The sequence below is a fragment of the Sinorhizobium sojae CCBAU 05684 genome (assembly GCF_002288525.1).
In the GTDB taxonomy this organism is placed as follows: Bacteria; Pseudomonadota; Alphaproteobacteria; order Rhizobiales; family Rhizobiaceae; genus Sinorhizobium; species Sinorhizobium sojae.
Genome location: NZ_CP023067.1, coordinates 710,689 through 723,394 on the forward strand (window position 1 = coordinate 710,689; position 12,706 = coordinate 723,394).

The 12,706-nt window shown below is 63.2% G+C and carries 11 protein-coding genes and 1 pseudogene; 6 read left to right on the top strand and 6 right to left on the bottom strand.

Going from position 1 to position 12,706, the window contains the following annotated elements:
• The first annotated feature begins 50 nt into the window (after positions 1-50).
• On the top strand, positions 51-362 hold the full coding sequence (locus tag SJ05684_RS03445) for a hypothetical protein (protein WP_034854299.1): 312 nt from the start codon (positions 51-53) through the stop codon (positions 360-362).
• A 152-nt stretch (positions 363-514) separates the two neighbouring features.
• On the opposite strand, the gene rkpK is transcribed toward SJ05684_RS03445, so the two are convergent.
• The 3 genes from rkpK to SJ05684_RS03460 form a co-directional block, all read right to left on the bottom strand.
• Positions 515-1,828: a UDP-glucose 6-dehydrogenase gene (gene rkpK, locus SJ05684_RS03450; RefSeq protein WP_034854298.1), complete on the bottom strand. Its 1,314-nt coding sequence runs from the start codon at positions 1,826-1,828 to the stop codon at positions 515-517.
• A 144-nt stretch (positions 1,829-1,972) separates the two neighbouring features.
• Positions 1,973-2,995: an NAD-dependent epimerase gene (locus SJ05684_RS03455; RefSeq protein ID WP_034854297.1), complete on the bottom strand. Its 1,023-nt coding sequence runs from the start codon at positions 2,993-2,995 to the stop codon at positions 1,973-1,975.
• A 64-nt stretch (positions 2,996-3,059) separates the two neighbouring features.
• The gene (locus tag SJ05684_RS03460) at positions 3,060-3,392 is read right to left on the bottom strand and encodes an ArsR/SmtB family transcription factor (protein ID WP_034854296.1); all 333 of its coding nucleotides are present in this window, start codon (positions 3,390-3,392) and stop codon (positions 3,060-3,062) included.
• Between the two features lie 51 nt (positions 3,393-3,443).
• Here SJ05684_RS03460 and SJ05684_RS03465 point away from each other — a divergent pair, with 51 nt between their 5' ends.
• Both SJ05684_RS03465 and SJ05684_RS03470 read left to right on the top strand, forming a co-directional pair.
• Positions 3,444-3,926 carry an SRPBCC domain-containing protein gene (locus tag SJ05684_RS03465; RefSeq protein WP_034854295.1) on the top strand — a complete coding sequence of 161 codons (483 nt, stop codon included), beginning with the start codon at positions 3,444-3,446 and terminating at the stop codon, positions 3,924-3,926.
• A gap of 12 nt (positions 3,927-3,938) precedes the next feature.
• Positions 3,939-4,301 (top strand): annotated as a pseudogene (locus SJ05684_RS03470) (VOC family protein).
• Between the two features lie 5 nt (positions 4,302-4,306).
• On the opposite strand, the gene SJ05684_RS03475 reads toward SJ05684_RS03470, so the two are convergent.
• Positions 4,307-5,044: a L,D-transpeptidase gene (locus SJ05684_RS03475; protein ID WP_034854294.1), complete on the bottom strand. Its 738-nt coding sequence runs from the start codon at positions 5,042-5,044 to the stop codon at positions 4,307-4,309.
• 215 nt (positions 5,045-5,259) lie between these two features.
• Here SJ05684_RS03475 and recO point away from each other — a divergent pair, with 215 nt between their 5' ends.
• Entirely contained in the window at positions 5,260-6,027 is a 768-nt protein-coding gene (gene recO, locus SJ05684_RS03480; protein WP_034854351.1) for a DNA repair protein RecO, read from the top strand.
• Here recO and SJ05684_RS03485 read toward each other — a convergent pair.
• The gene (locus SJ05684_RS03485) at positions 6,024-7,937 is read right to left on the bottom strand and encodes a PhoX family protein (protein WP_034854293.1); all 1,914 of its coding nucleotides are present in this window, start codon (positions 7,935-7,937) and stop codon (positions 6,024-6,026) included. The two genes, recO and SJ05684_RS03485, sit on opposite strands and share 4 nt — an antisense overlap.
• A gap of 281 nt (positions 7,938-8,218) precedes the next feature.
• On the opposite strand from SJ05684_RS03485, the gene SJ05684_RS03490 reads away from it, so the two are divergent.
• Both SJ05684_RS03490 and SJ05684_RS03495 read left to right on the top strand, forming a co-directional pair.
• On the top strand, positions 8,219-11,017 hold the full coding sequence (locus SJ05684_RS03490) for a DUF2339 domain-containing protein (protein ID WP_034854292.1): 2,799 nt from the start codon (positions 8,219-8,221) through the stop codon (positions 11,015-11,017).
• On the top strand, positions 11,014-11,670 hold the full coding sequence (locus SJ05684_RS03495; RefSeq protein WP_034854291.1) for an HD domain-containing protein: 657 nt from the start codon (positions 11,014-11,016) through the stop codon (positions 11,668-11,670). The genes SJ05684_RS03490 and SJ05684_RS03495 overlap by 4 nt, the downstream gene beginning before the upstream one ends.
• A gap of 79 nt (positions 11,671-11,749) precedes the next feature.
• On the opposite strand, the gene rbsK is transcribed toward SJ05684_RS03495, so the two are convergent.
• On the bottom strand, positions 11,750-12,688 hold the full coding sequence (gene rbsK / locus SJ05684_RS03500) for a ribokinase (RefSeq protein ID WP_034854290.1): 939 nt from the start codon (positions 12,686-12,688) through the stop codon (positions 11,750-11,752).
• Between the last annotated feature and the right edge of the window lie 18 nt (positions 12,689-12,706).

The following is a 12,706-nucleotide window of genomic DNA, read 5'->3' on the forward strand; positions in this document are numbered from 1 at the left end:
AGGTCAGTGGAAATCTTTTCCGCCGGAGCTCCCGGCGAAAGGAGTGCCTCATGATACACAATGTGACCCGCAGCCTGCCGCACGCTGCCCTGCTGGCGGCGGCAATAAGCTATCCGCTTCCGGCCGACGCGCAGGGTGTCGTGAATTGTGCCCAACGGTCGCAAGTGATCGAGTTCCTGGCTCGGCAATATGCCGAAAAGCAGGCGGCAGTCGGACTGATCAATCCCCGAGCGGTGATGGAACTCTATGCCGCCGACAGCGGCAGCTGGACCCTGATCGTGACGGATGTTTCCGGTCGCAGCTGCGTTATCTTCGCAGGGCAAAGCTGGGACGCCAAGGTTCCCGTGGGCCCGAAAGCTTAGCTTCCGAGATTCTTTGTGACCGATCAGGCGATGTCGCCGCTTCATTTGTTTACAGTCCACAGCGCGCACGTCTTATCAGACGCGCAAAGATCGCTGTAACTCTTTGGATCTGCGCATCGAGCTCTCCGAAGGTCGATGCGCGTTCCAGCCAATCAATCCGGTCTGCCGACGCTGGCATAGCTGAAGCCATGCCTCGTGACCTCGTCCTTGCGATAGATGTTACGCAGGTCGACGAGCAGGGGCGTCTTCATGGTGGCCTTCAGACGGCCGAAATCCAGCGCCCGGAACTCGTTCCATTCGGTGACGATCACCAGTGCATCGGCGCGCGCCGCGGCCTCGTAGGGATCCTTCGCATAGGTCATGCCGTCGATGACCTTGCGGGCGTTCTCCATGCCCTCCGGATCGTAGCCGGTGACCTCGGCGCCGGCATCCTGCAGCGTCTGGACGATGGCGATCGCCGGGCTGTCGCGCATGTCGTCGGTGTTCGGCTTGAAGGTGAGGCCGAGCACTGCGATCTTGCGGCCGCGCACGTCGCCGCCGGCCTCCGCGATCACCTTGCGGCCCATGGCGCGCTTGCGGTTGTCATTGACGGCGACCGTGGTCTCGACCAGCCGCACCGGGCTGTCGTGGTCCTGCGCCGTCTTGACGAGCGCCAGCGTGTCCTTCGGGAAGCAGGAGCCGCCATAGCCGGGGCCGGCATGCAGGAATTTGGAGCCGATACGCCCGTCGAGGCCGATGCCGCGGGCGACGTCCTGGACATTGGCGCCGACCTTTTCGCACAGGTCGGCCATTTCGTTGATGAAGGTGATCTTCAGCGCCAGGAAGGCGTTACCGGCATATTTGATCAGTTCCGACGTGCGGCGGGTCGTGAAGACCAGCGGCGCCTGGTTGAGGTAGAGCGGGCGATAGACCTCGGTCATCACCTCGCGGGCGCGATCGGCATTGCCGTCGAGGCCGATGACGATCCGGTCGGGCCGCTTGAAATCCTCGATCGCCGCGCCTTCGCGCAGGAATTCGGGATTGGAGACGACGGCGAAGTCGGCCTCCGGATTGGTCTCGCGGATGATGCGCTCGACCTCGTCGCCGGTGCCGACCGGCACTGTCGACTTGGTGACGACGACGGTGAAGCCTGAGAGATTGGCGGCGATCTCGCGCGCCGCAGCATAGACATAGGATAGATCGGCATGGCCGTCGCCGCGGCGCGACGGCGTACCGACGGCAATGAAGATGACGTCGCTGCCGGCGACCGCGGATGTGAGATCGGTGGTGAAGGTCAGGCGTCCCGAGGCGACATTGTGGGCGACGAGCTGGTCGAGGCCCGGCTCGAAGATCGGAATCTGCCCCTTCTCGAGGGCCGCGATCTTGCCCTCGTCCTTGTCGAGGCAGACGACGTCATGGCCGAAATCCGCAAAGCACACGCCGGAAACCAGGCCGACATAGCCGGCGCCAATCATCGTTATCTTCATCCGATCTTCCTTTGTTGTTGAGTCTTCGAGGCTCGTGGGAGGCGGGCTCGGAGCCTACCCGTCCATTGATAGCCAAATAGGACCGATTTTCGACCTACAAATGACAGGGGCATATTTGCTTTCGCCGCAATTGCCTCGAAACGATCAATTGCCGGCGCTCGCGCAATAATGTTGCGTATACCAGTTCACGAATCGGGCAACGCCCTCCTCGACCGACACGGAAGGTTTGAAGCCCGTCAGTGCCTCGAGCAGCTCCGGCGAGGCATAGGTGCGCGGCACGTCGCCCTGCTGCATCGGCAGCATGTTGCGGATCGCCGGACGGCCGACGGCCTTCTCGACAGTTTCCACGAAGGTCATCAGGTCGACCGGCTGGCCGCCGCCGAGATTGACGACGCGAAATGGTGCGTGGCGCGAGAGGGTGTCGTCAGCCGTATCCGCTGCGACGCGGTTGTCTTCCGAGGGCGCGACATGCGAAAGCCGGAGAATGCCCTCGACGAGATCGTCGATATAGGTGAAATCGCGGCTCATGCGGCCTTCGCCGTAGATGTCGATCGGGCGGTTGTTATGAATGGCGTCGACGAATTTGAAGAGCGCCATGTCCGGCCGCCCCCAGGGGCCATAGACGGTGAAGAAGCGGAAGGCAGTGGTCGGCACCTTGTAGAGATGCGCGTAGCTGTGGGCCATCAGCTCCATCGACTTCTTTGTCGCCGCGTAGAGCGTCATAGGCTCGTCGGCGCGGTCCGTTTCGGCAAAGGGAATTTTTTCGTTGGCGCCGTAAATCGAAGAGGTCGAGGCGAGCATCAGGTGTTTCGGGTCGATCGCCTTCGCGAGTTCCAGGATGTTCCAGGATCCGACGAGATTTGAATCTACATAGGCCTTCGGATTTTCGAGGCTGTAGCGAACGCCGGCTTGCGCTGCGAGGTGGATGATGACTTCCGGCTCGGCGAGCTCCGCCGCCCGGTCGAGGGCGGCCCGGTCTTCGAGCATGGCCGTCACCGCCTTGAAGCCGTTGGAGCGCTCGAGGATCGCATGCCGGCGCTCTTTCAGCGTTACGTCGTAATAGGGCGTCATGCCGTCGAAGCCGACCACGAAATGCCCGTCGTCGATGAGCCGTTTGGCGACATGAAAGCCGATGAAACCTGCGGTGCCGGTGATGAGGTAACGCACGACGATATCCCAGATTGCAATGACTCACCCGTTCATACGCACAAAGGCGGGCGATTGAAAGGGATCACTCCGGCGGCTTGTCGAGGTTCCGCTGGAGAGCAGTCAGCACGGACATCGCGTGACCGGCATATTGGCTTATCCAGCGGTCGTGAATGGCCCGGATCGGCAGAGCGTTCAGGTGGTTCCACCGGTCGCGGCCCTCGCGTTTGACGAGAACGAGTCCGGCATCCTCCAGGACCTTCAGATGCTGCATCACGGTGCAGCGGTCGAGGCTCGAAAACTGGTTACAGAGCATTCCGGTCGTTCGCGGAGCTTCCTTCAGCGCGTCCAGAATCTCGCGCCTGAGCCCGTTAGCCAGCGCCTTGAATACCGCATCGTCTTTCGAATCAATTGACATGTTATATTTTTATAACATATGATGCGCGGGCACAATAGCGAGGAGGACGCCATGCCTTTCGAATTTCGCGTCAACGGACGGATCGCCCGGCCAGTCGAGGAGGTGTTCGACGCCGTCGTCAATCCGGACAAGCTCAGCCAATATTTCGTAACCCTCGGCGGCGTAAGCGGTCCGCTGGTCGCCGGCACTACGGTAACCTGGTGGGGCGAGGCGCCGGTGGAAGTGGAAATCGTCGAACCCAACGAACGGATCGTCTTCCGCTGGGATGCCATGGTAGAGAAGGGGGAAACGCCTTACCGGACGCACGTTGAGATGCGCTTTCAGCCGCTCGAGGATGGCGCCACCATGGTCACCATTGCCGAAAGCGGCTGGCGGGAGAACGAGCAGGGGCAGAAGAGCTCCTATCTCAACTGCGAGGGTTGGTCGCAGATGCTGGCCTGCATGAAGGCTTGGCTCGAATACGGCATCAATTTGCGCCAGGGCTATTATGTCAGCGAGCTCTCCGGCAAGCCGGCGCTCGAGCCGCAGGTCTGAGGAGGTTGTGTCATGGTTGCGCAGATTAGAGGCGGCATCAACATAGCCATGAAGGTCCCGAGCCACCAATACGAGGCTGTGGTCGCTTTCTACCGCGATATCGTCGGCTTGCCGCCATATGACGAGAAAGAGCCTGTCAAGGGTTTCGTTCTTGGCCCGAACCGCCTGTGGATCGATGAAATGCCTCATCTAAGCCAGGCGGAAGTCTAGCTCGAGCTCTTCACCGACGATCATGAGATGGCACTTGACCACCTCGCCGCAAACGGGGCAGTGCGCTGCGATGCAGTGGAAGAGCTGGGCGAGGGGTTCCGGGGCGGCTGGATCATGAACCCGGCCAATATCGTGCACCTGGTCCGTGCACCGGACGCTTGGTAGCGCGCTCAGAAGGAAAGAAGCGGGTTGTCGGCGGTCGTGCCCATCGGGGCTTCGACCGGCGGCAGCGCCGCACTCATCGGCGGTTCTGCCTGGATCACGACGACTCGAGTTCCCTCCGGCACGCGATTATAGAGATCGATGACATCCTGATTGAGCATCCGAATGCAGCCGCTCGAAACGGCTCTACCGATCGACCAGGCTTCCGGGGTGCCATGAATACGGAACAGCGTGTCCTTGCCGTTCTGGTAAAGGTAGAGGGCGCGTGGGCCAAGCGGATTGGTAAGACCTGGTTCCACGCCGCCCGCGAGCGGTCCGTAGCGTTCCGGTTCGCGCGCCACCATGTCCGATGTCGGGACCCAGCGCGGCCATTCCGCCTTCCGGCCGATGCGGGCCTCGCCGGCGAATTCCAGGCCTTCCCTGCCGACGCCGATCCCGTAGCGCAGGGCCATCCCGCCGTCCTGCACCAGGTAGAGGTACCGGCTGGGCGTGTCGATGACGATCGTGCCTGGCGGCTCGTAGGTGGAATAGGGCACCTGCTGGCGTAGAAAATTCGGGTCCACCGTGCTGATGTCCGTTGCCGGCAGCGGGAACCGCTCCTCCGGCAACGGCCCGTACATCGCCGTGTAGTAAGGGTCCGGCCCGGCCGGCCGGGTGGCTTGCGGTTTGCTGCCGCTCGCGCATCCTGCAAGGGCAACCGCGGCGATGACAAGAATGAAAATCTGTACGGGGCGAAACACACACATAATCGAAACGATCCTGACAATGGCAATGGGGATCGGCGAGGTCGGCCGTCCCAGTCTGTGTCCTGGGCAGAACACGGCTGCGAATCGACCCATCTTTGAATGTAGTCTGAGGAGGGGACGGCCGAAAGGGGAATTGCGGCTTTGGCCGATGTGGGGGTGGCTCCGCGATCCATCTCCGCTTGATCGGCTTTGCGCCGCGGGTGTATGCCATTTCGATGCAATGGAGCGATCAGGCCATCATTCTGGGCATCCGCAGGCACGGCGAAAGCTCTGTCATCGCGGAGGTCATGACGTCCGGGCACGGCCGGCATCTGGGCCTCGTGCGTGGGGGCCGATCGCGCTCAATGCAGCCGGTACTGCAGCCGGGCAATTCGGTCGAGGTCACTTGGCGCGCGCGTCTCGACGAACATCTCGGCGAATTCCGTGTCGAGCCCATGCAATTGCGCGCCGCAAGGCTGATGGAGGCGGCGATCTCGGTCTACGGTATCCAGGCGTTGGGTGCCCTCCTAAGACTCCTGCCCGAGCGCGATCCGCATCCGCATCTCTACGAGGCGCTTGCCGTCATCGTCGACCACTTGCAGGACCCGGCGGACGCCGGCGAACTCTTCGTGCGCTTCGAACTGGCGGTCCTGAACGATCTCGGCTTCGGGCTCGATCTTTCGGAATGTGCGGCAACGGGCAGGCGCGACGAACTCGTCTATGTGTCGCCGAAATCGGGTCGCGCGGTCAGCAGTGACGCGGGTGCCCCCTATGCCGAGCGCATGCTCGCCCTTCCGGCCTTTTTGTCCGGTAGCCGGAACGCGGCCGATCATGACGGCCTGGCGGCGGCGTTCCGTCTCACCGCCCATTTCCTGAACCGCCATGTCTATGAACCGCGCGGCATCGATGCATCTTCCGCGCGCGACGGCTTCGTCCAAGCGACGCTGAAGGCGTTCAGAGAGGCGCCGAAGTCGGCGCCTCAGATTGTTCCACCGGTCGGTTAGCCGATCAGGGCGTTGTCGTCGCGTTTGATGGCGATCACGGTCGAGCGCGGCAGCTTGCCTTCGCCGTCCGGGAAAGGTGCGTCCGGGTGCTGGATGCCGACGAACATCGTGCGTTTGTCGGCGGACCAGGTCACGCCGGTGACTTCGGCACCCTTCGGCCCGGTGAGGAAGCGCTCGATGCGGCCGGTGGCAGGATCGCCCGCTAGCATCTGGTTGTTGCCCTGGCCAAGGAACTCGCCCTCGTTGGAGTCTTCACCGTCGGTCTGGATCCAAAGGAGGCCGGTGGTGTCGAACATCATGCCGTCCGGCGAGTTGAACATGTTGCCGGAGTTGATGTTGGACGAACCGGCATAGGCGCCGCCCTTGTGGACGTCCGGATTGCCGGCCATGACGAACAGGTCCCATTTGAAATTGCCGCCGGCATGGTCCTCGTTGTCCGGATACCAGCGGACGATCTGGCCATATTCGTTCTTTTCGCGCGGATTCGGGCCACCGACCGTCATTTCGTCGCCGCCGGCATTGGTGCGCAGCTTGCCATCTTTCACTTCGCCGCGGCGGCTGTTGTTGGTGAGCGCGCAATAGGCTTCGATCGCGACCGGGTTGACGGCGACCCATTCCGGTCGATCCATGGTGGTGGCGCCGACCTTTGAGGCGGCCTGTCGGGTGAACACGTATATCTCGTCCATCTTCATGCCCGTAGTTTCCAGGGTGAGGGCCAGCCATTCGCCATTGCCGTCGTCGGAGAACTTGGCGACATAGAGCGTGCCTTCGTCGAGCAGCTTGGAGGTGTCGCCGCCCGGAACGTAGATGCCGTTCGAGACATATTTGTAAAGGAATTCGCCACGTTCGTCGTCGCCCATGTAGACGACCACGCGACCGTCGCGTGCGATGACGACAGCGGCGTTTTCATGCTTGATACGGCCGAGAGCGGTGCGCTTGATCGGGGTCGACGAAGCGTCCGATGGATCGATTTCGACGATGTAGCCGGCGCGGCGCGGTTCGTTCGGATTCTTGGAGACGTCGAAACGGGGATCGAAGGCCTCATAGCCATAGCGGGTTTCCGCTGAGATGCCGTAGCGCTTGTAGTCGTCGGGCATGGCGAAGGTCGGGTCGGTGGAACCGAAATAGCCGTTGAAATTTTCCTCGCAGGTGAGATAGGTGCCCCAGGGGGTCCTGCCCGCGCCGCAATTGTTGAAGGTCCCGAGACAGTCGGTGCCGTTCGGATCAGCTTCGGTCTTGAGAAGGTCGGAGCCGGCGGCCGGACCAGAAATCTTCATCGGAGTCAGATGGGTAATCCGGCGGTTGAACGGGCTGTCGAGCACGATTTCCCAGCCGTTCTCACCTTCGACGACTTCCATGACGGTGACTCCCTGCATGTTCTGCAGAATCTTCACGTCGTCGGCGCTCTTGGGCATGCCCTTATCATTTTTCGGAAGATTGGCTTTGTTGTTGACGTATTCGTGGTTGACGGCAATGACCTGCTTGCCACCGATAGCGAACAGCTCCATGCCATCGGTGTTTTCGCCGAAGACCTTATCGGAGTTCTCGACACTGACGCCGTTGGCCGGATCGATATCCGGAACATTCGAAAACAGCGGCTGGCCCCATTTCGCAAGCGGCCTCCAAGAATAGCCTTCCGGAACGTGAATCGTACTATCGGTGGCGATCGGAACCGGCTTGAACGGGAAGCGGGAAGCTGCTTCCTGAGCCCGCGCGGAAGTGGAGTTCAGCAGATTGCCGAGCGTGCCCATGGCGGCAGCGGCGGATCCGAAGGCGAGAACACCGCCAAGAAAGCCGCGGCGCGAAACGGCCGCTTCGACGATTCGGTCGAAATCGGTTTCAGCCGGAGGCGGATTCTGCAGTTCGTCCCATTCGTCCCAGGACAGCTTGCTCTTGTCGATGTCGGTCATGGCTTTTCTCCATTCGTTGCTTTTCGGAACAGGTCCAAGGACGGGGCGTATCGCCGTTAAATTACATTCATATGACGGAAGCGACCACATGACGGAGCAACGTCACGGGTTCAGACGGCCATGATCATCAAAAACGACGAGCGTTGCGGCGTCATCCATGCGGCGCAGCCCGCCAACCGAAAGTTGCGGAAGAGATTACTGTTCAAGCGTGATGAACTCCTCTGGCATATGGCGCCGACCTGTGCCAATCGTTCATGAACCATGGTGGTGTCGGGGAACCCATGCTCGAAATCCTTTCCGTTGTAGCCTTTGTCCTGGCACTAGCCGCCTTCCTCGGAGGTCGCAGAACCGCGGAGCGGCTCGACGCCGAAATCGTGAGCCTGAAAGCGGAGATCGCCCGGCTCGCCAAAAAGGAAACACCGGGTCTGCCGTCCGTCGCCGAGGATCCGTCGGACGCTCCTGCCGGTTCCGAGCCGGAGGAAGCGCTCGCCGCCGGACCGTGGTCGCAGGCGCGAGAGGGCGCGCGCATATTCAGCGACGCCGCGGCGGACGACGGGAGCTCGGGCGGTACCACCAGTGATGCGACTGCAGCTGCGGCCGCGCCGATTGCGGCAGCGTCGCGTGAGAGCTTCGAAAGCCGGATCGGCGGGCGATGGCCGGTCTGGGTCGGCGGGCTCGCACTTGCGCTTGGCGGCTACTTCCTCGTGCAATATTCGATCGAGGCGGGACTGCTGAGCCCGGCCGTTCGCCTGACGCTTGCCGCCGCCTTCGGCCTCCTGCTTGGTTTCACGGGCGAGGTCATCCGGCGACGGGCGGTGCCGGCGATCGCCGACCGCTTCCGCAACGCCATGATCCCCGGCGTACTGACGGCTGCCGGTGCCGTAACGCTGTTCGGCGTCGCCTATGCGGCCCATGGCATCTACGCATACATCGGCACGGCCACGGCCTTCGTGCTGTTGGCGTTGATCTCGCTTGCAACGGTCGGCCTGTCGCTGCTGCATGGACAGGCACTTGCCGGGCTTGGGCTACTCGCATCGCTCCTGACGCCACTGTTCGTCTCGAGCGGCGAGCCTCGGCCCTGGGTCCTGTTCGGCTTCCTCTCGATCGCGTGGCTCGCGACGCTCCTTGCCTCGCGCTTTAGGCAATGGACGGTCGTGCCGACGCTCGCCAATGCGGGTCTTGGCCTTTGGGGGCTTGCCTATACCACGCTCGAAGCGCCCTTCGATGCTCCGCCGGTCGCATTCGCCCTTCTGGTGATGATCGCCGGCATCGGGCTCGTCTGGCCCGGCAACCTGCCCCGCGAGCCTTTCGATACGACGGACCCGGCGGTCGGCGTCGCGGGCCCCTGGGAGCGGCTGTTTGCGCCGCCCCGTGCGGCGATCACTGTCTCGGCAGCCGTCGTCGCCGCGGTTCTGGCGCTCCTCTTCGTCAGCCCGGCGGTCGAAGCCGCGCGTTTCCCGGTTGCCGAGTTCGTGATCGTGACGGCGGTTCTTGCCGCAGTCGGGGCCTTGCGGGGGACGGCGGTTTACGCGGCGCTGCTTGCCGCCTTCGCCGCGGTCGCCGGCACCTGGAGTCTGACCGCGTTCAGCGGCGTTCTCGCCTATCTCGACCCGCCGGCGTCCTCACCGGAGATCGTCATCCCGGGCCGCGTAGCGATGCTGACGGCGATGATCCTGGCGGCGTTGTTCCCGTTGCTTGCAGCCGCGGTTCTTGCCGGGCGGCTCCTGGTGGAGCGGCAGTTCGCCATCCTCTGGGCCGGCCTTGCCGCAGGCGTGCCGAATGCTCTTGTCGGCATGTCCTTCCTGATGACGGGCACATTTGCCTTCGACTTGGCGCATGGGCTTGCCGCTTTCCCCGGCGGCCTTTCTCTCCTGGCACTCGCCGAATGGCTCTATCGTCGCCGCGTCGAAGCGAGCGACGGCGTCGATACCGCCGCCGCCCTCCTGGTCCTCGGATCCTTCGGCCTTTTCGTCATCGGTCTCCATGCCTGGACGGACGGTCTCGTCACGACGCTTGCCATCGCGCTTCTCGGGGCGGGATACAGCTTCGCGACCCGCCTTCGCGCCTGGCCGATCCTGCCCTGGGTGACCGCGGCTTCCGCCGTCGTCGTGCTTGCGCGGATTGCCTGGGAGCCGACGATCGTCGGCCCGGGCAGCCTTGGCACCACGCCCGTCTTCAACGCGCTTTTGCCGGGTTACGGCATGCCGGCCCTGCTGCTCGTCGCCTGCGCCTATGTCCTGCGGAACGCGCGGGACAGGCGCGTGGTGAACCTCCTGCAGGCGCTGGCGTCCCTCTTCGTGCTCCTGACGCTTGCGATCCTGGTGCGCCATGCGATGAATGGCGGCGTGCTCGACAGTTCCGCTCCGACGCTGGGCGAGCAGTCGATCTATACGCTGCTCGCCATCGGCGCCTCCGGCATCCTGATGATCCTCGATGGCAGGTCGCCGAGCATGGTCTTCCGCTACGGCGGCATGGCGCTTGGAACTGTCTCGATGCTGTCGGTCCTCGCCGCGCATCTCGTGGGCCTGAACCCCTATTTCAGCGGTGAACTGCTCGGGCGAATTCCCTTCTTCGATCTCTTGTTAATCGGCTATCTGCTGCCGGCATTCGGCTATGCCGTGCTTGCCTGGTATGCGCGTGAGAGGCGCCCCTTGCCCTATGTGATGGCGCTCGCCATCAGTGGCGCGGTGCTTGCTTTCGCCTGGGCGAGCCTGAGCGTGCGCCGTTTCTGGCAGGGCCAGAGCGTTGCCGACTGGAAGGGCTTCCTTCAGGGCGAGACCTACACCTACTCGGTCGTCTGGTTGGCGCTCGGGGTTCTCCTGCTTGTGGCCGGCTCGCGCTTCAACGCAAAGAGCATCCGCATCGCCTCGGCCGTGCTCGTCTTCATTGCGGTGCTGAAGGTCTTCCTGATCGATATGTCGAACCTCGAGGGCGTCCTCAGGGCACTCTCCTTCATCGGCCTTGGCGGCGTGCTGATCGGCATAGGACTTTTCTATCAGCGGATACTATCGAGTCGCGGCCTGGATGATGCCTCCGAGGCTGCGGTGAGCACGCCCGGCGAGGGGGCGCACCGCGCATGACCCGTCCTGCTACGCTTGCTGCCGCCTTTGCGCCCTTTCACGAGCTTGCCGATGAGCTTCTGCCGCATGCCTTTTCCGGTGAGGACGGCTCGCACGATGCCGCACATCTGATCCGGGTCTGGAAGAACGCCGCGCGCATCCGGGCGGAGGAGGGCGGCGACGCGCGCCAGCTCGCAGCCGCCGTGCTGCTGCATGATTGCGTGGCCGTCGAGAAGAATTCGCCGCAGCGCGCCGAGGCCTCACGCCTTGCCGCGGACAAGGCATGGCAGATCCTTGACAGCCTCGGCTGGCATCGGGCGGAAATCTCGTCCGTCGCGCACGCCATACTGACGCACAGCTTTTCCGCCAACATTCCCCCGGAAACGCTCGAGGCGAAGATACTCCAGGACGCCGACCGGCTCGACGCCATCGGGATGGTCGGCGCTGCGCGCTGCTTCTACATCGCTGGACGTATGGGCAGCGGTCTTTACGATCCGCTCGATCCCCTGGCCGAGGACCGGCCGCTCGATGACAAGGCCTTCGCCATCGATCATTTCGAAACAAAACTGTTTCGCCTCGCCGACGGCTTCCAGACGGCCGCCGGCCGACGCCTGGCACTGGAGCGCCAGCAGCGGCTGCGCGACGTGCTCACGATGGTGCTCGACGAAATTTAGCGCGGGATGGGAAGTGCGCGGTCTTCCGCCCGCATCCCGCGCTAACTTCTTGTTCGATCCGACCTGAAATCATCGTGCTCTAAAGCGTGCGGCCCGAATTCAGAAGCTCGTCGATTTCGGCGCGCAGGGGCATTGCGGGTGCCGTACCGGGGCGGGTTACTGCAATCGCGGCCGTGGCGCAGCCAAATCGGACCGCCTCGACAGGAGTGCGCCCTTCCGACAGCGCCGCGGCGAAGCCTCCGAGAAAAGCGTCGCCGGCGCCGGTGGTATCGACGACCGTGCCCGCTGAAAAGGCCGGAACGAAGGCGCTCTGTTGGGCGCTGTGATAGAGTGCGCCACGGGCACCGAGCGTGATGATGGCGCAGCCCGCTCCTTTGCGCAGCAGAAGCTCGGCCGCAGCGCGTGCCTGTTCGTCGGTTTCGACGGCATGGCCGACGATATGGGCGACCTCCACCTCATTGGGCACGACATAGTCGCACAGCGTGTAGATCTCGTCGGGAATCGTTTGGGCGGGGGCCGGATTGAAAATCGTCGTCACGCCGGCGCGTTTCGCAATGGAGAGCGCATGGACTGCCGCCTCCAGCGGTTGTTCCAGTTGGGTCATGAAGATGGCGGCGTTCTCGATCTCCGCCTTGTTGGCATCGACGTCCTCGACGCCGATCAGCCCGGCCGCGCCCGGAGCGACGATGATCGCGTTGTCGCCATTGTCCTCGTTGACGAAGATGAATGCGGCACCGGTCGAGACGCCTTCCATCTTCATCACATTGGCCTTGACGCCAGCCGCCGCATAGGCCGAAAGCGCCATCTCGCCGAAAGGGTCGTTGCCGATGCGGGAAATGAAAGTCACCTTGCCGCCGGCCTTGGCAGCGGCAATCGCCTGGTTGGATCCCTTGCCGCCCGGGCCGAGCTTGAAATCCGAGCCGAGCAGCGTCTCGGCGATGTGGGGCAGCCGCTTGGCGGTATAGGCCGTATCGGCGGCAAAGATCCCGAGAATGACAATTCCGCTGCGTCCGCTCATTTGGTTCTCCCCGTTGGC

Bases quoted from the DNA above. Each gene is read 5' to 3' on its own strand.
- SJ05684_RS03475 (WP_034854294.1), bottom strand. From the start codon at position 5,044: ATGTGTGTGTTTCGCCCCGTACAGATTTTCATTCTTGTCATCGCCGCG.
- SJ05684_RS03490 (WP_034854292.1), top strand. From the start codon at position 8,219: ATGCTCGAAATCCTTTCCGTTGTAGCCTTTGTCCTGGCACTAGCCGCC.
- SJ05684_RS03495 (WP_034854291.1), top strand. From the start codon at position 11,014: ATGACCCGTCCTGCTACGCTTGCTGCCGCCTTTGCGCCCTTTCACGAG.
- recO (WP_034854351.1), top strand. From the start codon at position 5,260: ATGCAATGGAGCGATCAGGCCATCATTCTGGGCATCCGCAGGCACGGC.
- SJ05684_RS03465 (WP_034854295.1), top strand. From the start codon at position 3,444: ATGCCTTTCGAATTTCGCGTCAACGGACGGATCGCCCGGCCAGTCGAG.
- rbsK (WP_034854290.1), bottom strand. From the start codon at position 12,688: ATGAGCGGACGCAGCGGAATTGTCATTCTCGGGATCTTTGCCGCCGAT.
- SJ05684_RS03460 (WP_034854296.1), bottom strand. From the start codon at position 3,392: ATGTCAATTGATTCGAAAGACGATGCGGTATTCAAGGCGCTGGCTAAC.
- SJ05684_RS03485 (WP_034854293.1), bottom strand. From the start codon at position 7,937: ATGACCGACATCGACAAGAGCAAGCTGTCCTGGGACGAATGGGACGAA.
- rkpK (WP_034854298.1), bottom strand. From the start codon at position 1,828: ATGAAGATAACGATGATTGGCGCCGGCTATGTCGGCCTGGTTTCCGGC.
- SJ05684_RS03445 (WP_034854299.1), top strand. From the start codon at position 51: ATGATACACAATGTGACCCGCAGCCTGCCGCACGCTGCCCTGCTGGCG.